Genomic DNA, 23,304 nt, shown 5'->3' with positions numbered 1-23,304 from the left:
GTGGTAACCGTCATTTTAAGGAGAACGCCATGACCGTAGCCCCCCCGCTTAACGATATTCATCAGCGCCTGGTCGCATTGCTCACTGCAGAAGCGGCAGACTTTCGGGTCATGTCCCACGAAGCGGTCGGCAAATGCGAGGCGGTCTCTGAACTGCGCGGCACCGCGCTGGGCCAGGGCGCCAAAGCGCTGGTCTGTAAGGTAAAAGGCAACGGATTAAATCAGCACGTACTGGCGGTACTGGCCGCAGACCAGCAGGCGGATCTCGCCATTCTGGCGCAGCGCATCGGTGGTCTGCGCGCCTCGCTGGCAAGCCCGGTGGAAGTCGAACAGCTCACCGGCTGCGTGTTTGGCGCCATCCCGCCCTTCAGTTTTCACCCGGCCCTGAAGCTGGTGGCCGATCCGCTGCTTTTTGAACGTTTTGACGAGATCGCCTTTAACGCCGGACGGCTCGATCGCTCCATGGTGCTCAATAGCGCGGATTATCTGCGTATTGCCAGGCCGGAACTGGTCGAGTTCCGTCGTATGGCCCCATGATTCGGGCAGTTGCCCAACGCAAAATTCTCCCCTGACGGCCATGAGCCATGTAGAGTAATGGTTTTGTAACTTTTATTCCGGCAGGGGAAGGACCGTCCCGATGTTTGATAGTACGCTTATTATCCTGGTGGCGCTGGCCGCACTGGGCCTGGTTAGCCACAACACCACCGTGACCATCTCCATTCTGGTGCTGATTGCGATTAAGATAACGCCCCTTAACCACTACTTCCCCTGGATTGAAAAACAGGGACTCACGCTGGGGATTATTATCCTGACTATCGGCGTGATGGCGCCAATCGCCAGCGGCTCGCTCCCCTCATCCACCCTGATCCACTCCTTTATGAACTGGAAGTCGCTGCTGGCGGTAGCGGTTGGCGTTTTTGTCTCCTGGCTGGGCGGGCGCGGCGTCAGCCTGATGAGCAGCCAGCCAACGCTGGTAGGCGGACTGCTGGTAGGCACCGTCCTGGGTGTGGCGCTGTTCCGCGGCGTGCCGGTGGGCCCGCTAATTGCCGCCGGATTGATTTCGCTGGTGGTGGGTAAACAGTAGGGATTTTTAATAACCGATCGTTCTATGGGCCATCGCGGCCCGTAACACCAGAAAGCTATACAGCAAAAAGCCTTTTCAGTCCACATTTTTAGAATTTTATCCATGAAGATACTATCCAGATTATCTTAAGTAATTGTACGATTTATGCACTCAAAAATAGATTGGGTGGTGATAATGGCTCTACATGGAAGGTTTATAATCAATAATGCTGACTACTCACCTTTAACTCTCGATGGTATCGGGGTTTTCCTGGCCTTTTCTGGTAATGGCATTTACCGTAACCGTGGAGGGTGTGGAATGATTCCAGGAAAAGGGCCAATCCCAGCAGGTAAATATTGGATTGTTGATCGCCCCCCAGGTGGACTTAGATCACAGATTAATGCAGGTATCAGCGACATATACAATCACTACGCCAGTGGAGCTACATTTAAACATTCGGAATGGTTTGCACTATACCGTGATGACCTGAGGATTGACGATTACACATGGATTGAAGGCGTTAAACGCGGTAACTTTCGTTTGCATCCTGGTGTTTTATCAGAGGGTTGCATCACACTCCCACATAATTCAGATTTTGCTGCATTGCGCAATGCACTGTTAAGAACCCAAAAAATCAATGTTCCTTGCATGAAGAAATTACAGGCATACGGCTCGATTGAGGTGATTATAAATGGCAAAACCTGCCCTTAGCTTGTTCATCAAAATAATACTGTTTACTGTAGTTATGCTGGTTGTTGCTAAAACTGTCCCTTATGATAGATTGATTAATTCTATTACAGGGCTTTTCGATTTCCAGAATGCCATAAAATTTACCAGCTTTATTTTGGGCGAGCCCGATTTAGAAGTTTGGGAATCGTTACGCAATTACTTCAGCATCCTAATCAACACTCTGATCAGCATACCTATCCTCAGTGCAGTTACTACTACTTTCGATACAATTATACGCAAAATACATCCTGCCGGGATTCTAAAAGAATGGACTTCTTCCACACTACGACGGTTTGCGAAGATATTCGGTTTCACTTTCCTGTTTTGGGGGCTGTTCCGCTTCCTACCTTATCAATCTGTTTTCCCGGACGGAGAAACGTATTCAAATTTTACTATAGCGGCAGTTATAGTTTTCAATCTGCTATTAACAATTGCTTGCTATTGGAGCATCACAAAGAACATTACAACCAAAAGGAGCGAGTAAAATGCCTATTCCTTTATATATGTGGCTTAAAGATGATGGTGGTGCAGACATCAAAGGTTCTGTAGATGTCCAGGACCGTGAAGGAAGTATTGAGATCATTGGGATGAGTCATGGTCTGAATCTCCCTGTAGACCCTTTGAATGGGAAGATTACTGGAACCCGCTCACATTCCCCGTTCAACTTTGAGAAAGAAGTGGATTCATCCAGCCCGTACTTGTACAAAGCCGCAGCGACTGGTCAGACACTTAAAAGTGCTGAAATTCGCTTTTACCACATCAACGATGCAGGGCAAGAGGTTTGTTATTACGTTATTTTGATGGAAAACGTCAGGATTACAGGCGTCAATGCAGGTATGCCGAATGTAAAACTGGCTGAAAATTTAAAACTAAATCACGTAGAGAACGTCAGCCTGCAATACGAAAAAATCACCTGGCGTATTGTTGACGGAAACATCCAGTACACCGATGCATGGAATGAAAGAGCGACAGCATAATAAAAAACGCCCCTGTAGCCTTATTCAGGATACATCGACGCCAGATAACGCCCCGGCGTCTGCCCCAGCCCCTTTTTAAACATGGTGATAAAGGCGGTCGTGGAGTCATAGCCCAGCGCACCCGCCACCTGCTGTACCGTCTGGCCGCCAATCAGCAGGCGCAATGCCTGGATCAGCTGCAGCTGCTGACGCCAGCGCCGGAAGCTGAGCCCGGTTTCCCGCAACACCAGGCGCGCCAGGCTGCGTTCGCTCATGGCAAGCTCCGTCGCCCATTCCGCCAGCGTGCGGCGCGAGCCCGGCTCCTGCACCATAGACGCCACCATCGAACGAATCCGGGGATGCTCAGAGACCGGCAGACAAAACTGCTGCTCCGGCTGTCCCGGTAGCTCATCGAACAGCACCTGGATCAAACGTCGGGTGGCCTCCTCCTCCAGTTGCTCCATCGGACGGCGAGCCAGCGCCAGGATAAGCTCCCGCACCAGCGGAGAAATGCGCAGCGTACAGCAACGATCCGGCATGAGCACCGCACCGGGCTCGATAAACAGAAAGCAGAGACGGGCACTGGCGGTGGCCCGGTTGCTGTGGGGCATGCCCCCCGGGATCCACACGGCGGAAGTCGGCGGCACCATCCACATCGCCTGCGCCACTTCGCAGGTAATACCGCCGTGCAGCGCCAGAATCAGCTGGCCCTTACGGTGGTGGTGGAACGGAATCTCGCGATCGCTCTCCTGTACCCGAATATGAAACGCCACAGCGGGATCGCGGCGACTGTCCGGGTTATATCCTGCCAGCCCCAGGTCTCTTTCCATCATTTTGTCCGAATTTAGCGATAATCTGTCATTTTAGCCTGTTTCATCACTGTGAAGTACGGCGTACCCTGTGCAACCGGTAAATTATCTGAGATTCGAATAATGACATCCTCCCGCACCTCCGGAAACTGGCGGCTTTTGCTGACCATTCTGGTGACCGCGATGACGCTGCGCGTTAGCTTCACCGCCGTGGCTCCGCTGCTTGGCCCAATCGGCGACAGCTTCCAGCTTTCTACCACCGCCGGAGGATTGTTAACGACCCTGCCTCTGCTGGCTTTTGCCGTGGTCTCGCCGCTGGCTGCCAGCCTGGCGCGTCGGCTGGGTATGGAGCGCAGCCTGGGGCTCGCGATGCTGATTATCACCCTGGGCATTGCGCTGCGATCGTCCGGCGCTGAAAGCCTGTTATGGCTGGGCACCCTGATTATCGGTGGCGGTATAGCGCTGGGTAATGTGCTGCTGCCGGGGCTTATCAAGCGCGATTTTCCGGGCAAGGTTGCTAAGCTGACCGGCGCCTATTCGCTGACCATGGGCGTGGCGGCAGCCTGCGGCTCGGCGCTGGTGGTGCCGGTGGCGCTTATGGGCTGGGGCTGGCAGGGTGCGCTGCTGGCGCTGGCGCTGTTCCCCCTGCTGGCTGTACTGCTGTGGTTGCCGCATCTGCGCCAGCACCAGAGCGCAAACGTAAGCAGCGGGCCAGGTTCCATGGCGCGTAGCCTGTGGCGCTCGCCGCTGGCCTGGCAGGTGACCCTGTTCCTGGGGCTAAATTCGCTGATCTACTATGTGGTGGTGGGGTGGCTACCGGCGATTCTGGTGAGTCACGGCTTTAGCCCTCGCCAGGCGGGCTCCCTGCATGGCCTGATGCAACTGGCTACCGCAGCACCGGGGCTGTTTATCGGTCTGGTGCTGGCGCGGATGAAAGATCAGCGCATTATCGCTCTGCTGGTGGCCCTGCTGTGCGCGCTCAGTAGCCTCGGCCTGTGGCTGGTGCCGACTCTGGCCTCGCTGTGGGTGGTGCTGTTCGGCTTCGGCTCTGGCGCTACCATGATTCTTGGCCTGAGCTTTATCGGCCTGCGCGCCAGCTCCGCCCATCAGGCCGCCGCCCTGTCGGGTATGGCTCAGAGCGTCGGTTACCTGCTGGCGGCCTGCGGGCCGCCGCTGATGGGGAAACTGCACGATATCTCCGCCAGTTGGGCTCTGCCGTTACTGGTCTGTACCCTGCTGGCCAGCACTATGGCGCTGTTTGGTTTGTGCGCAGGGCGCGATCGCGAAATCGACGAACTGCCTCAGCGCGCAACCGCCCGCAGTAGTTCATGAACCAGCGGTACCGGGCGACCCGATAACGCTGCCCGCTCCGGCTGGAACAGCGTGGCGACGAAGAAGGGATGTTCGGGGATCTCCAGAATCCTCGGCGCCCCCTCTTCATCCCAGCCGCTGACCTTCAGCGGTTGGTCCGCCAACGCATCGATAAATGAAGGCGCAATCTGATAGCTGCAGTTATAGAGAGCCACAATCTCCGTTTTCCCCCAGGCTCTGGCGGCAACAGTATGGGGCCGAAGCTCCACCACCTGCTCCACATTATTTAACGGGCAGACCGCAGGCGCAATAACCACCCTCCCCTGGTCAGAAACCTCCGCATGGGCCGCATCCGGCCATTCCAGAACATGGCGGGCATACTCCAGTACCGCATACTGAAAGCCGGCACAGGTTCCCAAAAACGGCAGCGCATTCTCCCGGGCGTAACGGATAGCCATCAGCGCTCCCTGCATATTCTGGTACGGGCTGTGAGGCACCGCCCAAATGGCGTCGAACGACTCCAGGCTTTCCCCTTCGGCAATCGCCGTGGTAGCCAGCCAGCGATATTCCAGCGTCAAATCCAGGACCGCCGCCGCATCATCCAGCGCCAGTGGAATCGCCTGATGAGCGGGAATATCCGGGTTGCGATCGCCGACCAGTGCAATACGAAAAACGCGTTGTGACATAGAGCCTCCTGTGTGCAAAGCGCCATAGCATGGACCGGCCGTGCGCGAAGATCAACTCACGTGCCCCCCGGCTTTGCCAGACGGCCAGCGCGGGTGTAGGGTGAATACCGGAAGCCATGACTGGAGGGAGTATGATTCAGTGTAAACGAGTCTATGAAGATGTCAGCAAGAGTGACGGGTATCGGGTGCTGGTAGACAGACTCTGGCCACGGGGCGTGAAAAAAAGCGAACTGCAATACGATGAGTGGTGTAAAGCCATTACGCCCTCGCCGGAGCTGCGTAAGGCGTTCCATAGCGAGGTGATCGACTTCGCGACCTTTAGCCAGCGCTACCGCACCGAGCTGGCGCAGGAGCCAGAAGATACCCGGCGGCTGGCGGAAATCGCCCGCAAGGGGCCGCTCACCCTGCTCTATGCCGCAAAGGATACGGCGCAGAATCACGCCCTGGTGCTGGCCGACTATCTGCGCGGTCTGCCCGATTAATTCAGGGCGTCGGCCAGTGACTGCGACGGAGCCGGCTCGCCATCCAACGGCATCAGAAACTCAGGGCGCACAAAAGCAAAACCGGGCTGGCCGTCGAAAGCGACCACATCCCCGGTGACCAGCCACAGCGGACGGGCGCCGGGCGGGAGCTCAGTCACCACGCCGTTAACCGGGTTAATAAAGCGCTCTCCGGCCCGACACAAACCGAACAGCTCCACCGACTTTCCAATATTCTTGCGACCGACCGCCGTTTTCGCACCGACAATCAGCGCCAGCGCACCGGGTTTTAACTGATACATCTTTGCTACCCATTGAATTTTGACGGCAGCGATCTGACCATTTTTACGGCGAAAAGTAAATATTTAAGATTTATCTCAACCACAATTCCTCAAACACAAGTTGCAAACTGGCAGCTATAGTTAAATTACCGTTAACAGACGGAGAGCCTCTATGTCTCTTTCTCTGACAGGTGTTGATCACATTCATGTCTACGTGCCAGATATGGCACTCGCGCTGGGGTGGTATCAGAACGCCCTGGGATTCACCCCGGTTGAAAAACTGCGTCACTGGTACGACGAAGGGGGGCCGATGACAATAAGCAACGGCGGTGTGGCGCTGGCGCTGTTTGAACGACCGGATAAGGGCCAGGGGCACACCGTTGCCTTTCAGGTGACCGGAGCCGGTTTTATTCAGGCCATGGCCCATCTGCAACAGCAGAAAGTCCCGTTTACCGAAACGGATCACCGGCTGACCTGGTCGCTGTACCTGAGCGATCCCTGGGGCAATCCCTGGGAGATCACCACCTGGGATTACCGGGAGGTGGCGGCGGCACTGGCCGCGCAGCCGGTTTATGATTAGGAAAAATTACTGGGGATGATCGCGGCGCCACAGCGCCCATTCGTCCAGCACTTCACCGTTGGGCAGTTTACAGTCGGTGCGTACCCCCTGCGGGCTCTGAATCGGCACCTGAACGCCGCCTTTCTCTTTACACCACACGGAGGCGGGGTTCGCCATTCCTGCCTGTGGCCCATTGCCCTGCGGGGAATTCGACTCGGTGGTACATCCTGCTAGCAACACCGCAGCAAGGGCGGCAAAACAATATTTCATGCTATTTTTCTCCGTAATATCTTCATCCTAATGATCCCGCCCGGCGGGATCAATACGCTTCTATGCCTGTCCATCAATGTTGCCACTTAAAAATGTCTCCAGCACGTGGTTAAACTCATCAGGCACTTCAAAATAGGGGGAATGGCCTGCACGCTCAAATGTGTAGCTTTGCGCACCAGGAATCAGAGTCACCACATGCAGGTGGCTGTCCGGCGTCAGAAAATCATCATGTAAACCACCGCCAACCAGCGTCGGCACGCGATAGGCTTTAAAATCCTCCGGATAAAGCTTGAGCTCATCATCCTGCATCGTCCTGGCATCAAAAGGTCCGTTCAGTAACCTGATTTGCGAATATAAAAAAAATCGTTGCGGATTTTTCTCCATAAATTCCCGATTCCAGCCGACACCGCCGCTCCCAAGCTTCCCACTATTAAAGGTATCCCCTCCTCTACGTAAAACCTGCCAGTTTTGCTCTGACCAGGCTGGCGTTGGCGATCCGGTAATAAACAGGCAGGCAACGCATTGCGGCTCTCTGACCGCCAGCGGCAAACCGGCCCACGCGCCAAGCGACTGGCAGACAAACGCCGCACGCGTAATACCTTCCGCATCCATAATGGCGCGAATATCATCAGGGTAATAACGGGGATGCGCATATTGTGGATCACAGCGTGAATTTTTAAAACCGCGCAGATCAACAGTAATCACTTTATAGCGACGCGAAAAATACGGCACCTGCTGAAACCAGCACAGCGTATTGCCACCTCCACCATGAACAAAAATAACAGGAAACCCTTCCCCATGCACTTCATAATAAATCGTTGCATCTTCTTTTTGAATAAAAGGCATATTATTCTCCAGCGTTGGGTCGGCGATAAAAAGCAGGACAGGTCATTTTATTCAATTCAGCCTCATCCTGATGTGAAGGTCTACATTTATGTAGTATCAGCAGCGCGGCTATCGCTATTAAATTACAGGCCAGCAAATACCACGCGGGTGCAAAAACATTTCCGGTTTCGGCAATCAGGGCTGTAGCGATAAATTGCGCCGTTCCACCAAACAGCGTATTAGCTAACGCATATGAAATAGCGAATCCGGTGGCACGCATTTGTGTCGGAAAAAGCATCAGAATCAAAATCAGGGTTGCAACCACCCCCATCCCCAGCACCCCGGCCATAATCATCGGAACGACAACTATCATGATGCTATTACTTGCGTGAATAATGATGCCAAAGGCAGGTAAACAACACAACGCAGTTAATGTAAAAGCAGCCAGAGAAATGGTTCTTAATTTAGCGTACCGATCCACAATCCAGCCCCCTAAAAATGCACACACCGCAAAGGCGAATGAAGCCAGTACCGCAATAATAAAACTTAATTCGGCAGGATAAGAGAGCAGATGAATAAGGTAACCCGGCATATAAAAAACCATAATATACATCGTGACTGACTGCCCGACAGTCAGACAGCTTCCCACAACAACTGGCAGCGCATAACGGCGCAGTAGCTGTTTCGCCAGGGGTTTTGGCCGCAACTGTCGCGGCAGCGTTTCGGGCAGGCTCCGACGCAAATAGTAGCCCAGCGGGGCAATAAGCGCGCCAATAACAAAAGGCACCCGCCATCCCCACTCCGTCAAGGTGGCGGAGTCGAAAGCGTGGCTGACGCCAAAGCCACACAGTGCGCCAGACATTGATGCCCCACCCTGACTTACCATTTGCCAGCGAACACGGCGCCCCAACCGGGTCGATGGCGCACTCTCAAGTAACCAGGCCGTTGTGGCTCCCACCTCCCCACCCGCGGCAAATCCCTGAATAAGCCTGGCGCAGACAATCAGCAGCGGCGCAAACCAGCCGATAGACTCCCACGTTGGACACAAAGCAATGGCAGCAGTACTCACCGCCATTAACAAAATACTGAGCGACATTGCTGCTCGTCGCCCCGCCCGATCGGCATAGCGACCAAGAACCAGTGCGCCAATCGGGCGGGCCAAAAAACCTACGCCAAACACACCGACCGCATACAGCAGCTCCGTTAATGCATCATCACCCGGGAAAAATGCCTGACCAATCCAGATAGCAAAGAAGCTATAAACCGTGAAATCAAAAATCTCCAGACCATTACCCAACACCACGGCAAAAAGCGTTTTCCCCGAAACGAGAGAATGGTCAGCACGGTGTTCGGCTCTAACTGTCACGATAGCCTCGCTATCTTTTTCAGGGCAAATAAAGAGTGTTGACCAGACATTGATAAACGGCCAGGCGCAGGTTTGAACATTTACGATTTAGATCACCTTCAAAAAGAGCGATACCGACAATGCCCGCGCCATCATGGTCATACATGTAACCTAGTCAGATAAGGAGTGTGAACACTTCGGGATAAGCGGGATAAACGCCTTTCATATTGAACGCTATTCTGGCTATCGACCCCTCCACCAGTTTTGGGAAGCAGTCTCCCCTATAGCATATTGCATCCCTGGCCGGGGTTTAGTGGCAGTACCGGGAAACAGTGAAAGGGCAACCATTCTGGTCAATGTTCATAATGTGGAACTGAGGCAGAGTGCCAGGGGTTTTATAAGGTTCAGACCTTTTTCTGCGAGGTAAGACTGACAATGCCAGCGAAAGCAAAGGGCCCCATGTCAATACATGGGGCCCTTTGACACCCGTCGCCGGGCCTTAAACGAGCGCCATTAACGCGCTCGTATATGCATTTTACGCTATTCCCGACATCAGAAGACGTTAAACGGGTAGTCGACAAAGACGCGGATCTCATTACCGCTGGAGTTATAGTCGCTGGCGCTGTTCGATACCCGTAGTACCGAGTAGCGAACCTTAAGCGACAGATCCTTCGCCGGACCGCTCTGCACCTTATACTGCAACTGGTTGAACAGTTCACGCTCTTTACCGTTGCTGCTGGCGGCGGTGTGGATGTTATCCCCGCGCACATAAGCGATATCCCAGGTCAGACCCGGCACGCCCAGACCGGCGAAGTCCAGAGAGTAAGCCGCCTGCCAGGAACGTTCGTCTTCGGCGTTAAAGTCAGACCAGTAGGAGTTAGCCAGCCAGATACTGTTGCCGCCGTCGCCCACGCCGCCCTGATCGCGGTAGCCGCCGTAGTTATAGCCGGTGCTGCCGCTGCTCTGCTGGTATGCCAGCTTAAAGGTATGGACGTACCAGGTATAGCTGGCCGCCAGGCTCCAGATGGTGTTGCTGCGACCGGTATCCAGGCTTTCGGCATAACCCCGATCCAGGCGGGAATTATAGCCGTTAAAGTCCAGTACCAGCTTCTGATCGCTGGCGAACGGCTGATTAAAGTTAAGATTCAGATACTGGCGGTTCAGCACATCTTCCACGTCCGAGGCGTAGAAGGCCGCGCTGAAGCGATCGTTAAACTGATAGCTGGCGCCGCCAAAACTGATGCTGCTCAGCCCGCTGTCGTGGCGATCGTCGCTCTTACGCTGTTCATCGGTAAAGTAACCGGCGTTCACTTCCAGACCGTCGATCTCGCGCGACGTCAGCATAAAGCCGGTATAGGTTTCATACAGCAGTCGGGAAGTATCGGCGCTCAGAACCGGCAGTTGCGGCAACTGGGTACCGTAGCTCAGTTCGGTATTGGAAAAACGCATCTTCACCCGGGCGCCAAATTTGGCGAGCTGCGAACGCGCCTTACCGTCGTTATCCTGGGCAAAGAAATCGATACCGCCAGCGCCGCTACGGCCACGACCGCCGTCAAGGCGCACCGCGTACTGGGCGATACCGTCCACCCCAAAGCCCACCGGCCCCTGAGTATAGCCGGACTCGAAATTGGCAATAATCCCCTGCCCCCATTCGGCGCGATCGCGCATACCCGGCTCTTTATAGTCGCGTTTAATGTATGCGTTGCGTAACAGCACATCCATATGGCTGTCGTCGATAAAACCTTTGCTCTGTGCCTGATCGTTTGCCACTGCCTGGGTCGCACTCAATAACCCCAGCGCGATCGCTGATAATCTTTTTTTCACTGTACAAAATCCCACTCTATTATTATTTCGAACCGCGGACCGGTTCTTATCCAGGTCAGAGCCTGAAGGGCGATAGTAGCCTGAATGCAAATATCAGCGCCTTAACAATTTGTGACATATAGACATTTCAGGTGCAACCACTCATTTAGGATTTTGCTTAATAATTCGGCGAAGCTGGTAACTATTTTTCTGCCTGCTCAACCGCCCCGCTGTCAGTTCTGGTCAGGCAGAGCCCGTGCAGCGACCAACCGACGCTAACTGAAATAGTCGGTAATGATATTAAATTCGATAATTGCAGAATGTAATTCCATCTTAAAAACTAATAATGGAATATAAATCCATAACTGAGGGATAAGTAAAAGCAAAGTAAGGAAGGTTTTGTAGGGGATGTTATTAGCGCGCAGAAATCCAGGCAAAAAAAAGCGGCACCAGGTAGCAATGGCGCCGCAAACCCACGTGCATGTGTCGCGTCGTTCGGGCCGTTTTGTCACCGCCCTGTTATCCTTCGAGCGTATCGACAACGGCCGCGATTAACCATACTTATTAGGTGGGTATATCAAGGAGAGAAAGGGTTAGTCATAGCGCCATCAATATAAAACCTTTGTGTGAGCCAGCTGGCATGGTTCCACTTTTACCTTCGGCGTCAACAAACACCCACTCAGCGATAGTCGCTCCCAGGCCCTACGCACAGTACCGGTTCCTCCCTTCTGCCTACGATGAAAGCAAACTGCCATGCAGCCACGATTGGCTTTTGGGAGGGTATTATTGCATTCCGCTTGTATAGACCAGGAATCGATTAAGCCCCTCCTTAGTATTCTCATCCTACGTGTTTTTTATTAAGAATTTTTCCTAATCAGACCAGGATTATGTATCTCAATCGACAAAAAATATTAACTGAGTGTTTTTTATACACATTCTGTAGCCAGAAATGTTTACCATTTACCTTGTTATTCGTTTATCATTTCTTAGTAAATTCCTAACCCAGCCTCGTGATAAACATGGAACTCACATTTTTAAAGGAGTGTATAAGAGTCGAAGTTATTGGACGCACTCATCCTTTTTCATGGCGTAAAGCGTTAACCCGAACCCGACACAACCGTAGGAAACGCTTTACGTTCTGGTGGCGCCTGGCCAGCTATTTTTATGCAAGAGGCGGTCTCAGGAGGCGTCTGGCTCGTCGTATAGAGTACAAGCTATTACGGTGTTACGACATAGACATTCCTTTAACGGTAAGTATCGGCCCAGGTCTCAATCTTGCGCACCTTTCCGGTATCGTGATCACTGAAAACTGCGTTATCGGCGAGCGATTACACATAAAACAGGGAGTGACCATCGGTCTGAAGACGAAGCCTGAGGATGCCATGATCGTTATTGGCAATGATGTTGATATTGGATGTAACTCTTCAATCCTGGGCGGGAAAATAACCATTGGTCACAATGTCACTATTGGCGCTCACTCCCTGGTGCTTAATGACATTCCTGACAACAGTATATACATGAATAAAATCACTCCCGTGATGAAAGCGAAACAATTAAACAGGTGATATTGTGAATCAGTCTTTTTTAAAAGAATGTCTTCTGGATGAGGTGATTGGAAAAGGACGGAAATTCACATGGGGCCGAGTCTTTCGGCACTACTATCGCCAACCCAAAAAACGTTTTTTATTCTGGTGGCGTATCGCATCCTGTCTTCACCAGAAGGGAAATAAACGTAGTAAAAAAATTGCGGCCATGATAAACAGAAGGTTAATTCGTAATTACAACACTGAAATTAGCCTTGATGCAAAAATAAAACCAGGCCTGAGAATCGCACATTATAATGGTATTGTTATTTCCGGATACTGTCAGATAGGAAGAAACTTTCTAATTCGACAAAATACAACCATCGGAATCCAAAACATTGATTCATCAGAAAAATCATGGAAAATAACAATAGGTGACAATGTAACTATCGGTGCAAACAGTTGCATTATAAGTGACCAAATCAATATTGGTGATAATGTTACTATTGGGGCCATGTCTTTCGTCAATAAAGATATTTTATCTAACTGTGTCTTTTATACCGAAAAAACAAGTCGTGTCTTACCTGCTAACATTGAGAATAAAAATGTTCCCGATTCTGAAAGTTAACTATATAAATTGTATTACCTTCGCTACTTCAGGAGGAGCCAGTGAGCTTCGAACCTATTGGCAAAAAGAAATTCTACGTGGTAAAAATTTTTCATGGCGCAGAATCATCACCCACAAATACAATCGTCGACGTGCTTTTCTGTTCTGGTGGAGACTGGCCAATGAAATGTATCTGAATGGTAGTCGAAGCCAGAGGAAAACAGCGAAAAAAATCAACAGATTACTAAAAGAAAAATACACCACGGATATTGCCCTTGGCGCCCGTATTGGTGCAGGTCTACATATCCCACATCATACTGGAGTCGTAATCACCGATAAAGCGATCATCGGAGAAATGCTAACCATCCGACAAAATACTACCCTGGGCTGCCGTAAAGACACCTATGACACAGGAAACCTTGTTATAGGTAATAATGTTGATATCGGGGCTAACAGCTGCATCATTGGTGACATTACCATTGGCGACAATGTTAATATTGGCGCAATGTCTTTCGTCATGCAGGATATTCCGTCCAATGGCACCTACATTACACGAAAACATTCCGAGTTCAGGAGTAATTCGTAGTAAAATATAGATAAACGCTTATCCCTGCGTGATGAATACCGCACATCCAGGTGATGTATACCCAATGTGCGGTTATCTCCCATCCCTGATGCACGGTTCCCTCCCGTCGTGATAATGCCAATAACCAGACCCGGCTTGTGGTTCTGGAATCTCCCTTCCCTGATTATCCTGCTTCGCCGCTTTCCTGTCCGGTGCCAGACCCGGTGATTCTGCACACACTCTCCCGACAGATATCGTGTTCTGCAGGTTTCAATAAAATGGATTGCCTGGCGCAGCCCATAACGGAAAGGAAATAAAGAGGTGAAACTCACCCGATTCCCCCTCCCGGTGCTGTGCATGAGCAGCTTATTGTTCGCAGGCCCGTCTTATTCAACAATGGCCGCCCATACTCCGGTCACCGCAGCCGCGAAAACGACGTTTGACGGCGATATTCAAAATAATTCGCTGGCGATTAGCCCGGATGAAAAACTCGCGGTGGTATCGCTCAGCGGGCAACCTGAAATCATTGTCTACGATTTAACAACCTGCCAGCGAAAGGCGGTTTTAAAAAACTTTATTACTCCTCGCAATATCGTCTTAGCGCCGGATGGCGCCAGTTTATATATTTTTGATAGCAGCCTGGGGGTAGTGAAACAGCTTGATGCCAGAACGCTCAAAACTCTGGCGCAATATGCCATCGGCCCCGGCGCATTCGGCACCGCAATCAGCAAAGAGGCCACAGTCTGTATATTGATAATCAGGCCAGCAATTCCGTTACCCACATGGATACCCGATCCGGCATCGCCCACACTATCATCACCGGATTCGCGCCCCCCGACAGGGCGTAACCCTCAGCCATGACGGCAAACGCCTGTATGTCACTAACTTCCTGGGCGACAAAATAGCGGTAGTCGATAGCACAACGGACAAAATTAGCGGCGAAATGACCGGATTTAACAAAATTCGCGCAATCTCCGTCTCCGGGGATGGTAAAAACGCTGTTTGCCGCCAACAGCGGTAACAACACAATCTCTGTTGTCGAGATTTCCACGGGCAGGATTACCGATACCATTCCTGTAGGCCAACAACCTTATGGCGCGACCCTGTCATCGGAAGGTAAACGGGTTTACAGCGGCAACCTGGCCGACAGCAGCGTTTCGGTTATTGATGTTGCAACGCGCAAGGTCTTTGCCACTCTTCACGACGTTAATAACCCCCGCCAGGCCATCGTATTTACCCGGGATAATCGCTATGTCTACGTGCTTAATAAAGATCTGAGCCTGTCAAAAATCGACCGTCAGACTCAGCGCATTGTTACGACTATCGGGTGCCGGTAGCTTTTAATCACCCTCATTTTGATTTCCCGTATTTTGCCCGCCATCCGTGGCGGGACTTTTTTACGCTTTTACCGGCATCGCCAGAACCGCCTGCGTGGTTTTTATTTCGGCAAAGACGTCGGCGACCCCCGCAAGAGCCGAACGCTGCAATACGCGATGGTCAATGACCCGATTATCCCAGGTCGCCAGATCGCGAGTTGCGGTGGCATCTTCCGGAATAATCACGCTATAGCCCAGCGGAACGGCATCGCGCGCCGTCGAAGAGACGCACATATGGGTCATCAGCCCGGCCACCAGCAGCGTTTTAATACCTTTGTGCTGAAGCTGCTGGTGAAGATCGGTCCCCACAAAGGAGCTCGGCGTCGCTTTGGTAATAACGCTGTCTCCCTTGCCTGGCCGCAGATCTTTATGAAATTCGGCAAATGGGCTCCCCTGGGCGAACAGCGGGCCATCGGCCGGACCGACATGACGCACGTAAAATACCGGCATCTGATGGCGATGAGCGAAATCGACCAATTGCCTGGCCTTATTCAGCGCCTTAATACCATCCGGTATCGGCATCCTGCCGCTAAAATATTCATTCTGGAAATCGATAACGACTAATGCCGTTGAATTTCCTCCCAGCTCCCGGGTTTGTGGGATCTGACTCATTGTTCTGATAGTCGGGGCCTGTTCGGCGGTTTTAGCCACGGCATCCTGGCTGATAGCCAAGGTAGCCATAGAGAGTGCCAGCGCGCTACAGGCGATAGTTTTTCTCATTTTGATTTTCCTTCGTCATGTCGGTGGCGGCAGGTTAATCTGCCGGTGTGCGGGATAAATAGTGCCCCCATCCCGTTAGGCGAAACAGAATGCGATATGACAAAAAACGGTACTTTTAGGCCAAAATAGGGCCTGGGATTTATGGAGTAACAAAATGTCAGTTATCAGGGTGGGCATCGTCGTTTTTAATGACATCATTCCCTTCCATCTTTCCGTGCCCTGCGCCGTATTCGAAAAAGCGCTCGATAGTCGGAATCAACCGCTGTATCACATTAAGGTCTGTGCAACGGAGCCGGGCATGCTGCGCACCAACGCGGGTTTTTCCATCATGGCTGAGCACAGTTTGTCGGCGCTGGACGATCGTGATTTGGTTATCGTCCCCAGTTGGCCCAACCCCGAAGTGCCACCGCAGGAAGCGCTGATTCAGGCGCTACAGCGGGCCCATTTACGGGGCGCGCGCATCGTAGGGCTATGTATGGGGGCCTTTGTGCTGGCGGCCTGTGGATTGCTTGATGGCCGACCGGCCACCACGCACTGGCGCTGGATTCCGGCTTTTGCCCGACGTTATCCGTCGGTTATTCTGGATAACGACGTTCTGTACGTAGATGATGGCGATATCGTCACCTCCGCGGGGACCGCGGCCAGCATTGATTGCTGTCTGCACCTTGTCCGTCAGCAGTGCGGCGCGCAAGTGGCGAATAGTGTCGCCAGGCAATTAGTGGTGCCGCCGCACCGCCAGGGAGGACAGGCGCAGTTTATTGAACAGCCGGTCTATAACAGCCGCAGCGGGGATCGATTCACAGAAGCGCTCAACTGGGCTTCCGGCAATCTGCATCATCCGCTCACCCTGGAAATGCTGCTCGACAAAGCCTGTATGAGCCGCCGAACCTTTACCCGTCGCTTTCAACAGACGACCGGCACCACCTTCACCCGTTGGCTGTTAAACCAGCGTCTGGCGCTGGCCCAGCGTTTTCTGGAAACCACCGACCATGGAATTGAGCAAGTTGCCCGGGCTTCGGGGTTCAGTTCGGATGTCTCTCTGCGCCGCCATTTTCATCAGCAATTAAGCACCACGCCAGCTAAATACCGGCGCGAGTTCCGAATACAGGGGAAATAGCCTCACCGACGAACGTCTGCCGCTCTGACAATTAACAGGAATAATAATGCGGGGATTTTATCTGAATGTTCTGAATAGCCAGAGAACGAGAAAGAAAGCAACCACCGGCAAGTGATTCCGGTGGTTGTTAAATATTAACCAGTAATTTTCAACTGGCTGATTTGATAGTCGTTGCCATTACTGTCGCTTTCATGGCTGATCACTTTCAATTCGGCCTTGTCGCTTTTTGCGATAAATTTCCCGGTCAGCGTGACCCACACATCTTTCTCTTTCAGATTGGTCACCGGAACGATTGTCGCACCGTCTGCTTCCAGCGACAGGCGCGGCTCTTTATAAAGTCCGATAATCCGTTTGGTCACAATGGAGAAATGATACTCTTTCCCGGCCTGTAACCCGGCCAGCGTCTTGTGAACCACAGTTCCGGCATTTTTTTCGCCCGGGTAGGTCATCAGTTGCAGAACCCGACACGGGCACTGGCTGTTTTCCAGCGTGGCGCGGGTGGTGGCATCGCCAGTTTTCCAGTTATTCCAGTCATTGCCGATAAAGTTGGTCAGATCTTCAAAGCCGCTACCGTCATTGCCGGCAGGCAGAAACACTTCTGCCTTAAAGCTGCCGCTATTATCCGCATATTTCGTCGGGCCATCGGCGATATACAGTAATAATTCACCATCGGCAGGCGCCTCAAAATCGATAAGATAATTACCGACAATAAACTCCACGCCGCCAATTCTGCCTTTAAGCACGGCAACACCATCGTTTTTTCCCGCCACGCCCTGGGGCCCCGCCAGGGTATAATCCTCTTTACCGCGTTTAACCCATCCGCTGGCGCCAATGGTTATTTTCTGTCCTTTTTTAATAACCAGCCCGGTATTGCTACCTTCAGGTTTTTTCGCGTCAATATCTCCGGCCCATGCAGGTGAAATAGCCATAATATAACTCCCGTATTGTCAGTTTTAATTCTGGATGGCGAGTGTTTTTTAATCGCCAGAAAGTTTCTGGCTGTGAATAAATAAAAATTACGCCACATTAACCATTTGGTTACTCAGGTTGCTGATTTATTCCTCCATGAAAAATGGAAATAACCACCCGATAATCTCTCTGTGAATAAACCAGACCACAAAATCATAGACCATAATGGATAGAAATCATCTTCATAAGCGTAAATAAGATTTTACTTATATCAAAATATTATTTTTGCGCGAAAAATCCTGTTACCAATAGCCCATAAAACACAGAAAATTCTCGTAAAAAATCCATAGCACAACTACAGTAAACGTGTCCGTTATTGCACAATAAGTAATTACCTACAGATCATTCTGTACAGAAGCCGCTATGGTAGCCGCCCTGTACGTTAATGCGTTTTAAGGACACCACGGTTACATGAAGAAAGTGATCATTGTTGATGACCATCCCGTTATCCGTTTTGCGGTAAAAATGCTACTGGAGCGTAGCGGTATGGAGGTGATCGCTGAAACGGATAACGGCGTCGATGCTTTGCAAAAAACCCGCGATCTGGCGCCGGATCTGGTGCTACTGGATATCGGTCTGCCCAAAGTCGACGGTTTCCAGGTGCTGCAACGCCTGCGGGCGCTGGATATGCCGCTGAAGATCCTGATTCTGACCTCTCAGCAGAGCGCCCACTTCGCCCAGCGCTGTCAGAAGGCCGGGGCCGACGGTTTTGTTACCAAATCCGACGATCTGAGCGAACTGCTGGATGCCATCCGCATTGTGATGCGCGATTACAGCTTTTTCCCTCAGCCCGCATACGCCACGAGTTCCGCCCAGATCGCCACCGATGACGGCCAGTTGCTTAGCCAACTGTCCGATCGCGAGCTGAGTGTGCTGATCTTTATCGCCGAGGGGCTGGGCAACAAGCAGATTGGTGACCGGCTGCTGCTGAGCGAAAAGACCATCAGCACTTATAAGCACCGTCTGAAGACCAAACTCAACGCCCAGACGGTTATTGAGCTCATCGACTTCGCCCGCCGCAATCAGTTGATCGGATAACCCCATGCGTCGCGCCCTGCTCTGCCTGGTTATGGTGATGTTGCCGCTATTCAGCACGCTGGCGCAGGATAGCGATCTGCACCTGCTCACCCGCGTCTCCAGCCAGGGGGTTGCCCCACTGATACCGTCATCCCGGGAGCGAACCTTTCTGCAGCACAAGCAGGTCCTGACGGTCGGCATTCCCCCCGGCGAACTTCCCCTCTACTGTATGTGCAATATTCGCAATGAATATGAAGGACTAAGCGCCGACTATCTGGGCCTGATCGCCCATCAGTTAAATCTGCCGGTGCGCATTCAGCGCTTCGCCTCTCAGGAGGCCCTGTGGGCCGCGCTGGCGGAAGGAAAGATCGATGCGGTTCCTTCGGTCGATAACTTTATTGATACCCACAACGTTGCCCTGACCAATAGCTACGCCAGCGAAAAGCCGGTGCTGGGCGCCGATTTTACCCGCCGGGTTGACCTGCCGGACGATCTGGCGGGCCGGGATATCGCCATGGTTCGGGACTACCTGCCGCTGTCGCTGCTGCGTCAGTACTATCCCCGGGCCCACTTTCGACTCTACGATAACGACAGGGATGCGCTCAGCGCCGTGGCCTTTGGCCGGGCGGATGTCTATCTGGGTAACAGCTTCGCCCTTAACCGTAACTTTCTGAATAACCTACGCCTGATTCGGTATAGCGCCCTGCCGATCAGAGAGATCGGCTTTGCCATCAACCGCAACCGCCCCGAGCTGCTGTCGCTGTTCAATAAGGCATTGAAAGCCCTCCCCGAAGAAAAAAAGCAGGCGCTGAACCGCTTCTGGCAGTCGGATATGGTGGATATCACCCGCTCCGTGCGTCCGCTCAATTTCACCCGGGAAGAGCAGCGCTGGATGGCGAGCCACCCCACCGTCAGCGTGGTGCTATATAGCCAGGATAAAGCGGCGCCGGTCACCATTATCGACCAGGCGGGCACCCTGCGCGGAATTGCAGGGGATCTGCTGTCGGTGGTCAGCCTGAAAACCGGCCTGCGCTTTCAGTTCTCCACCGTCGATACCACCGCAGAACTGTTGCACAAGGTTAAAACCACCGAAGCCGATATGTTCGCCTCTATGACGCCCAGTATGCAGCGCGCCCAACAGATTCTGTTTACCCGCCCTTATCTGAGCAGTGCCTTCGCGCTGACCACCCGAGCGGATCGCAACGATATTCACTCATTGCCGGACCTGCGCGGCAAACGGCTGGCGATGGTCAGGGATACCGGCGTGGAAAACCAGGTACGCGCCCGCTATCCGGAAATCGCCATTGTGCCGATGGAAAACGAGACCGAACTGATGAACAGCGTGGCGCAGGGCAAAGCCGACGCCGCCGCCAGTATTCTGATGATGGCCGACTACCAGATAAAAACCCACTATCAGGGTAAGCTTAAAATCGTCGCCACCGTAGGCGACAACCCCGCATGGCTCTCCTTTGGCGTCGGTCGTTCCGATCCGCAACTGCTGTCGATCCTGGATAAAGTACTGCTTAGCATTCCACCCGCCGAGATCGAAAGCCTTGCCAACCGCTGGCGGCCCAGCGATTTTGTGGTGGTGGACAGCTTCTGGAGCCGCTACCGCGATGTGCTGATCGCCAGCGCTATTTTTAGCGGGCTGATGATTCTGCTGTCGGTGGGCTGGGCGCTCTATCTGCGTCAGCAAATTAAGCGCAAAGCGGCGCTGCGCCGTCAGCTTAACGATCAACTGTTCCAGTTGCGGGCAGTGGTCAGCAGTATGCCGTTCCCGGTTTCGCTACGGGATCGCGACGGCAGGCTCACTTTTTGCAATCAGCGCTATCTGGTGGAAACGGGCGTGCTCTATGAAGAGGTGGTCGGCAAAACCATGGTCGAACTGCCCGGTCTGCGCACGCCGGAACAGGCGGCGTTTTATCATCGCCAGGTGATGGAAGTGATCGCCACCGGCCAGCCGGTGCTGGAAGACCGGCGCTACGACCTGTGGGATAACCCCGACTCGGCCATCGGGATTACCGTCTATCAGTGGATCGAACCCTGGCACGACAGCGAAGGCAATGTGCTGGGGGTGATTGGCGGCTGGATGGATATCTCCGAACGTGAGGCGCTGTTTGCCGAACTGCGCGAAGCCAAAGAGCGCGCCGAGGATTCCAGCCGCGCCAAATCGGTATTTCTCTCTACCATGAGTCACGAAATCCGCACCCCGATGAACGCCATTATTGGCATGCTCGATATGGCGCTAAAAAAGGGGCGCAGCGGCGAACAGGATCTGCAGGCCCTGGAGGTAGCGTACGAATCTGCCGAAAGTCTGGTGGGGCTGATTGGCGATATCCTTGATATCTCACGCATCGAGGGCGGGCAACTGGATTACCATCCGCAGCCGGTCGAACCGGTCGCACTTATCGATAGTCTGCTCAGGGTATTCCAGGGACTGGCCATCGATAAAAATATCACCCTGAGCAAACACTTCCCTGGCGAACCGCAGCCCCGGGTGCTGGCCGACCCGCTGCGCATCAAGCAGGTAATCTCCAATCTGCTCAGTAACGCGATCAAATTTACCGATCGGGGCGGCGTTTCATTGACGGTACTTACGCGCAGCGAGCCGGGCGACGATACGCTGACCTGGATCATCGAGGTGCAGGACACCGGGATAGGAATTGATGACGCCCAGCAAACAGCGCTATTCCAGCCCTTCAGCCAGGCGGATAACCGTCGGGCGGGCACCGGGCTGGGGCTGTATATCAGCCGCACCATCTGCGAAAAGATGGACGGCACCCTGACTCTGACCAGCCAGAAAGGGGTTGGCACCTGCGTGAAAGCGGTGATGCGCCTGCCGCGGGTCCGGCACAGCGAGGAAGAAGCCCCGGCCCACGCCGACAGCCTTCAGGAGCTGCCGGAGCGCAAAGTGCTGGTAGTGGACGATAACGCCGCCAACCGCATTCTGCTGGCTAAGCAGTTAGCCTGGCTGGGCCAGAAAGCGCAACTGGCGGCGGACGGCTACGAGGCGCTGCGCCTGTGGCAGCAGCAGCGCTTCGATATCATTATCACCGATTGCAATATGCCAGGGCTGAACGGCTATCAACTGACCCAGATTCTGCGCGAAGCGGAACAGGAGCAAAATCGGGAGCCAGCATGGATTATCGGCTTTACCGCCAATGCCACCCGGCAGGTTCTGGAACGCTGCCTGGCCGAAGGGATGAACAGTTGCCTGTTCAAACCCTGCTCCATAAACAGCCTTTCCGCTGCCCTGAGTAATGCCAGCGCCGCACCAGTTCCCCTGCCCGTCGCAGCCGAAGAGAGCGATATTGACCAGCAGATGGAAGACTCCCTGCGCGCACTGATGATCGCCACCCTGGATGAGGATCTCAACCGGCTGGCCGAACTGCGGCTACCGGACGACAGGCCCGATATCGCCGATCTGGCGCACCGCATTGCCGGTAGCCTGCGCATTGCCCGGCGCCATGATCTGGCCGAAGCCTGTCTGCTACTGGAAAAGCAGTGCCGGGAAACGCCGGATCTGGCGCAGCAGCCACAGGTGGACAGTCTGTATCAGGATCTCCGGCGCTATTTAACCGAACTCAAAGCATCTCCTCTCTTTAGCCCGGGAGAGGATGCCGACCTTTAAAAGCCATTACGTACCGCAAAATCCACCACATCGCTGACATTACGGGTCACCATCTTATTCATAATATTACGGCGGTAGGTACTGACCGTTTTATTACTGAGTAATAACTCCCGTGCGATCGCATTATTGTTCTTGCCCGCCGCCAGGTAACGTAGCACCTGCATTTCCCGGCCGGTTAAGGATTCAATCAGCGCCATATCCCGGTAAACCCGGGAGTGATTCTCCGGCGAGGAGCGAATCACCACCGCGTCATCGTCTTCGATTTTACTCATTACAAACTGGAGCACATTGAGATTACAGGCCTTGCTCAGATAGCCCTGAATATCCATTTGCAAACTGCGCAATATAAAAAAAGCGCTATCGCTTCCGGCATAGGCAAACAGTTTTAACGAACCCAGGATCGCTTTCAACTGACACAATTTATCGAGATCGCTGTGAGTCAGGGACATAGGATCGAATATCGCCAGATCGGGTTTGTAGCGAATAATATTAAAAATAAAATCCTGCGCCGACGCGGTGGCGGAAACAACCTGATGTTTTCTCCCGGTCATCACACTGGTTAAGCCAGCCAGCATTAACGGATGGCTATCGAAAAGAATGACACGCATAAACCTTAATTCCTTATGTCATAAAAGTACGGGCCGCAGAGCAGACGCACTCTCTC

26 protein-coding genes are annotated in these 23,304 nt (G+C 53.0%); 16 read left to right on the top strand and 10 right to left on the bottom strand.

All coding sequences use genetic code 11. The features are described from left to right. Nucleotides 1-29 precede the first annotated feature (29 nt). The 5 genes from SCU88_RS09990 (at nucleotide 30) to SCU88_RS09970 (ending at nucleotide 2,768) form a co-directional block, all read left to right on the top strand. Complete coding sequence (locus SCU88_RS09990; protein WP_175339912.1) at nucleotides 30-536, top strand: YbaK/prolyl-tRNA synthetase associated domain-containing protein; 507 nt, start codon at nucleotides 30-32, stop codon at nucleotides 534-536. Nucleotides 537-636: 100 nt separating this feature from the next. Beyond that, nucleotides 637-1,083: a DUF441 domain-containing protein gene (locus SCU88_RS09985; RefSeq protein ID WP_138097176.1), complete on the top strand. Its 447-nt coding sequence runs from the start codon at nucleotides 637-639 to the stop codon at nucleotides 1,081-1,083. Nucleotides 1,084-1,257: 174 nt separating this feature from the next. Then, the gene (locus SCU88_RS09980) at nucleotides 1,258-1,773 is read left to right on the top strand and encodes a tlde1 domain-containing protein (protein ID WP_175339911.1); all 516 of its coding nucleotides are present in this window, start codon (nucleotides 1,258-1,260) and stop codon (nucleotides 1,771-1,773) included. Beyond that, nucleotides 1,754-2,275 carry a hypothetical protein gene (locus tag SCU88_RS09975; protein WP_175339910.1) on the top strand — a complete coding sequence of 174 codons (522 nt, stop codon included), beginning with the start codon at nucleotides 1,754-1,756 and terminating at the stop codon, nucleotides 2,273-2,275. The genes SCU88_RS09980 and SCU88_RS09975 overlap by 20 nt, the downstream gene beginning before the upstream one ends. A 1-nt stretch (nucleotide 2,276) precedes the next feature. Further along, nucleotides 2,277-2,768, top strand: coding sequence for a type VI secretion system tube protein TssD (locus tag SCU88_RS09970; RefSeq protein WP_175339909.1), 492 nt, complete (start codon nucleotides 2,277-2,279; stop codon nucleotides 2,766-2,768). A 20-nt stretch (nucleotides 2,769-2,788) separates the two neighbouring features. Here SCU88_RS09970 and SCU88_RS09965 read toward each other — a convergent pair whose 3' ends face one another. Then, the gene (locus SCU88_RS09965) at nucleotides 2,789-3,577 is read right to left on the bottom strand and encodes an AraC family transcriptional regulator (protein WP_431810160.1); all 789 of its coding nucleotides are present in this window, start codon (nucleotides 3,575-3,577) and stop codon (nucleotides 2,789-2,791) included. A gap of 102 nt (nucleotides 3,578-3,679) precedes the next feature. On the opposite strand from SCU88_RS09965, the gene SCU88_RS09960 reads away from it, so the two are divergent. Further along, nucleotides 3,680-4,888 (top strand): MFS transporter, encoded by a 1,209-nt coding sequence (locus SCU88_RS09960; RefSeq protein ID WP_277752964.1) that lies wholly within the window; start codon nucleotides 3,680-3,682, stop codon nucleotides 4,886-4,888. On the opposite strand, the gene SCU88_RS09955 is transcribed toward SCU88_RS09960, so the two are convergent. Then, nucleotides 4,858-5,553 carry a CTP synthase C-terminal region-related (seleno)protein gene (locus tag SCU88_RS09955; RefSeq protein ID WP_175339907.1) on the bottom strand — a complete coding sequence of 232 codons (696 nt, stop codon included), beginning with the start codon at nucleotides 5,551-5,553 and terminating at the stop codon, nucleotides 4,858-4,860. The genes SCU88_RS09960 and SCU88_RS09955 overlap by 31 nt on opposite strands. 131 nt (nucleotides 5,554-5,684) lie before the next feature. Between SCU88_RS09955 and SCU88_RS09950 the strand changes: the two genes are divergently transcribed. After that, on the top strand, nucleotides 5,685-6,035 hold the full coding sequence (locus SCU88_RS09950; protein ID WP_138097170.1) for a DUF488 domain-containing protein: 351 nt from the start codon (nucleotides 5,685-5,687) through the stop codon (nucleotides 6,033-6,035). Here the strand turns inward: SCU88_RS09950 and SCU88_RS09945 are convergent. Further along, entirely contained in the window at nucleotides 6,032-6,334 is a 303-nt protein-coding gene (locus SCU88_RS09945) for a hypothetical protein (RefSeq protein ID WP_138097168.1), read from the bottom strand. The genes SCU88_RS09950 and SCU88_RS09945 overlap by 4 nt on opposite strands. A gap of 151 nt (nucleotides 6,335-6,485) precedes the next feature. On the opposite strand from SCU88_RS09945, the gene SCU88_RS09940 reads away from it, so the two are divergent. Beyond that, nucleotides 6,486-6,893 (top strand): VOC family protein, encoded by a 408-nt coding sequence (locus SCU88_RS09940; RefSeq protein WP_138097166.1) that lies wholly within the window; start codon nucleotides 6,486-6,488, stop codon nucleotides 6,891-6,893. A 6-nt stretch (nucleotides 6,894-6,899) separates the two neighbouring features. Here SCU88_RS09940 and SCU88_RS09935 read toward each other — a convergent pair whose 3' ends face one another. The 4 genes from SCU88_RS09935 to SCU88_RS09920 all read right to left on the bottom strand — a co-directional run bounded on the left by SCU88_RS09935 (nucleotide 6,900) and on the right by SCU88_RS09920 (nucleotide 11,136). Next, nucleotides 6,900-7,142: a putative hemolysin gene (locus SCU88_RS09935; RefSeq protein WP_138097164.1), complete on the bottom strand. Its 243-nt coding sequence runs from the start codon at nucleotides 7,140-7,142 to the stop codon at nucleotides 6,900-6,902. A gap of 60 nt (nucleotides 7,143-7,202) precedes the next feature. Next, nucleotides 7,203-7,988, bottom strand: a complete 786-nt coding sequence (locus tag SCU88_RS09930; protein WP_175339906.1) for an alpha/beta fold hydrolase — start codon at nucleotides 7,986-7,988, stop codon at nucleotides 7,203-7,205. Nucleotide 7,989: 1 nt separating this feature from the next. Further along, nucleotides 7,990-9,333, bottom strand: coding sequence for an MFS transporter (locus SCU88_RS09925; protein ID WP_175339905.1), 1,344 nt, complete (start codon nucleotides 9,331-9,333; stop codon nucleotides 7,990-7,992). Between the two features lie 531 nt (nucleotides 9,334-9,864). Beyond that, nucleotides 9,865-11,136: an OprD family outer membrane porin gene (locus SCU88_RS09920; RefSeq protein ID WP_175339904.1), complete on the bottom strand. Its 1,272-nt coding sequence runs from the start codon at nucleotides 11,134-11,136 to the stop codon at nucleotides 9,865-9,867. 998 nt (nucleotides 11,137-12,134) lie between these two features. On the opposite strand from SCU88_RS09920, the gene SCU88_RS09915 reads away from it, so the two are divergent. From SCU88_RS09915 to SCU88_RS09895, 5 genes are all read left to right on the top strand, one after another. After that, complete coding sequence (locus SCU88_RS09915; RefSeq protein WP_175339903.1) at nucleotides 12,135-12,680, top strand: serine acetyltransferase; 546 nt, start codon at nucleotides 12,135-12,137, stop codon at nucleotides 12,678-12,680. 4 nt (nucleotides 12,681-12,684) lie between these two features. Beyond that, nucleotides 12,685-13,266, top strand: coding sequence for a DapH/DapD/GlmU-related protein (locus tag SCU88_RS09910; protein WP_175339902.1), 582 nt, complete (start codon nucleotides 12,685-12,687; stop codon nucleotides 13,264-13,266). Further along, complete coding sequence (locus SCU88_RS09905; RefSeq protein WP_175339901.1) at nucleotides 13,244-13,831, top strand: serine acetyltransferase; 588 nt, start codon at nucleotides 13,244-13,246, stop codon at nucleotides 13,829-13,831. The genes SCU88_RS09910 and SCU88_RS09905 overlap by 23 nt, the downstream gene beginning before the upstream one ends. Nucleotides 13,832-14,167: 336 nt before the next feature. After that, complete coding sequence (locus SCU88_RS09900; protein WP_431810123.1) at nucleotides 14,168-14,671, top strand: YncE family protein; 504 nt, start codon at nucleotides 14,168-14,170, stop codon at nucleotides 14,669-14,671. Nucleotides 14,672-14,796: 125 nt separating this feature from the next. Beyond that, entirely contained in the window at nucleotides 14,797-15,147 is a 351-nt protein-coding gene (locus SCU88_RS09895; protein WP_431810122.1) for a YncE family protein, read from the top strand. Nucleotides 15,148-15,207: 60 nt separating this feature from the next. On the opposite strand, the gene SCU88_RS09890 is transcribed toward SCU88_RS09895, so the two are convergent. Further along, on the bottom strand, nucleotides 15,208-15,906 hold the full coding sequence (locus SCU88_RS09890; protein ID WP_175339900.1) for an isochorismatase family protein: 699 nt from the start codon (nucleotides 15,904-15,906) through the stop codon (nucleotides 15,208-15,210). 154 nt (nucleotides 15,907-16,060) lie between these two features. On the opposite strand from SCU88_RS09890, the gene SCU88_RS09885 reads away from it, so the two are divergent. Continuing rightward, nucleotides 16,061-17,023 (top strand): GlxA family transcriptional regulator, encoded by a 963-nt coding sequence (locus tag SCU88_RS09885; protein WP_138097154.1) that lies wholly within the window; start codon nucleotides 16,061-16,063, stop codon nucleotides 17,021-17,023. A 134-nt stretch (nucleotides 17,024-17,157) separates the two neighbouring features. On the opposite strand, the gene SCU88_RS09880 is transcribed toward SCU88_RS09885, so the two are convergent. Beyond that, nucleotides 17,158-17,952, bottom strand: a complete 795-nt coding sequence (locus tag SCU88_RS09880) for a LecA/PA-IL family lectin (protein ID WP_175339899.1) — start codon at nucleotides 17,950-17,952, stop codon at nucleotides 17,158-17,160. A gap of 451 nt (nucleotides 17,953-18,403) precedes the next feature. On the opposite strand from SCU88_RS09880, the gene SCU88_RS09875 reads away from it, so the two are divergent. Beyond that, nucleotides 18,404-19,030 carry a response regulator gene (locus SCU88_RS09875; RefSeq protein ID WP_175339898.1) on the top strand — a complete coding sequence of 209 codons (627 nt, stop codon included), beginning with the start codon at nucleotides 18,404-18,406 and terminating at the stop codon, nucleotides 19,028-19,030. A gap of 4 nt (nucleotides 19,031-19,034) precedes the next feature. Continuing rightward, entirely contained in the window at nucleotides 19,035-22,640 is a 3,606-nt protein-coding gene (locus SCU88_RS09870) for a transporter substrate-binding domain-containing protein (protein WP_431810121.1), read from the top strand. On the opposite strand, the gene SCU88_RS09865 is transcribed toward SCU88_RS09870, so the two are convergent. Beyond that, the gene (locus SCU88_RS09865; RefSeq protein ID WP_138097148.1) at nucleotides 22,637-23,248 is read right to left on the bottom strand and encodes a response regulator transcription factor; all 612 of its coding nucleotides are present in this window, start codon (nucleotides 23,246-23,248) and stop codon (nucleotides 22,637-22,639) included. The genes SCU88_RS09870 and SCU88_RS09865 overlap by 4 nt on opposite strands. Nucleotides 23,249-23,304 lie beyond the last annotated feature (56 nt).

This window comes from Jejuibacter sp. L23 (assembly GCF_050815825.1).
Lineage (GTDB): Bacteria > Pseudomonadota > Gammaproteobacteria > Enterobacterales > Enterobacteriaceae > Jejubacter > Jejubacter calystegiae.
Note: the sequence above shows the minus strand (reverse complement) of the source record. Positions and strands in the feature narration are given on the sequence as shown.

Bases quoted from the DNA above. Each gene is read 5' to 3' on its own strand.
- SCU88_RS09990 (WP_175339912.1), top strand. From the start codon at position 30: ATGACCGTAGCCCCCCCGCTTAACGATATTCATCAGCGCCTGGTCGCA.
- SCU88_RS09985 (WP_138097176.1), top strand. From the start codon at position 637: ATGTTTGATAGTACGCTTATTATCCTGGTGGCGCTGGCCGCACTGGGC.
- SCU88_RS09980 (WP_175339911.1), top strand. From the start codon at position 1,258: ATGGCTCTACATGGAAGGTTTATAATCAATAATGCTGACTACTCACCT.
- SCU88_RS09975 (WP_175339910.1), top strand. From the start codon at position 1,754: ATGGCAAAACCTGCCCTTAGCTTGTTCATCAAAATAATACTGTTTACT.
- SCU88_RS09970 (WP_175339909.1), top strand. From the start codon at position 2,277: ATGCCTATTCCTTTATATATGTGGCTTAAAGATGATGGTGGTGCAGAC.
- SCU88_RS09965 (WP_431810160.1), bottom strand. From the start codon at position 3,577: ATGGAAAGAGACCTGGGGCTGGCAGGATATAACCCGGACAGTCGCCGC.
- SCU88_RS09960 (WP_277752964.1), top strand. From the start codon at position 3,680: ATGACATCCTCCCGCACCTCCGGAAACTGGCGGCTTTTGCTGACCATT.
- SCU88_RS09955 (WP_175339907.1), bottom strand. From the start codon at position 5,553: ATGTCACAACGCGTTTTTCGTATTGCACTGGTCGGCGATCGCAACCCG.
- SCU88_RS09950 (WP_138097170.1), top strand. From the start codon at position 5,685: ATGATTCAGTGTAAACGAGTCTATGAAGATGTCAGCAAGAGTGACGGG.
- SCU88_RS09945 (WP_138097168.1), bottom strand. From the start codon at position 6,334: ATGTATCAGTTAAAACCCGGTGCGCTGGCGCTGATTGTCGGTGCGAAA.
- SCU88_RS09940 (WP_138097166.1), top strand. From the start codon at position 6,486: ATGTCTCTTTCTCTGACAGGTGTTGATCACATTCATGTCTACGTGCCA.
- SCU88_RS09935 (WP_138097164.1), bottom strand. From the start codon at position 7,142: ATGAAATATTGTTTTGCCGCCCTTGCTGCGGTGTTGCTAGCAGGATGT.
- SCU88_RS09930 (WP_175339906.1), bottom strand. From the start codon at position 7,988: ATGCCTTTTATTCAAAAAGAAGATGCAACGATTTATTATGAAGTGCAT.
- SCU88_RS09915 (WP_175339903.1), top strand. From the start codon at position 12,135: ATGGAACTCACATTTTTAAAGGAGTGTATAAGAGTCGAAGTTATTGGA.
- SCU88_RS09905 (WP_175339901.1), top strand. From the start codon at position 13,244: ATGTTCCCGATTCTGAAAGTTAACTATATAAATTGTATTACCTTCGCT.
- SCU88_RS09900 (WP_431810123.1), top strand. From the start codon at position 14,168: ATGAGCAGCTTATTGTTCGCAGGCCCGTCTTATTCAACAATGGCCGCC.
- SCU88_RS09895 (WP_431810122.1), top strand. From the start codon at position 14,797: ATGGTAAAAACGCTGTTTGCCGCCAACAGCGGTAACAACACAATCTCT.
- SCU88_RS09890 (WP_175339900.1), bottom strand. From the start codon at position 15,906: ATGAGAAAAACTATCGCCTGTAGCGCGCTGGCACTCTCTATGGCTACC.
- SCU88_RS09885 (WP_138097154.1), top strand. From the start codon at position 16,061: ATGTCAGTTATCAGGGTGGGCATCGTCGTTTTTAATGACATCATTCCC.
- SCU88_RS09880 (WP_175339899.1), bottom strand. From the start codon at position 17,952: ATGGCTATTTCACCTGCATGGGCCGGAGATATTGACGCGAAAAAACCT.
- SCU88_RS09875 (WP_175339898.1), top strand. From the start codon at position 18,404: ATGAAGAAAGTGATCATTGTTGATGACCATCCCGTTATCCGTTTTGCG.
- SCU88_RS09870 (WP_431810121.1), top strand. From the start codon at position 19,035: ATGCGTCGCGCCCTGCTCTGCCTGGTTATGGTGATGTTGCCGCTATTC.
- SCU88_RS09865 (WP_138097148.1), bottom strand. From the start codon at position 23,248: ATGCGTGTCATTCTTTTCGATAGCCATCCGTTAATGCTGGCTGGCTTA.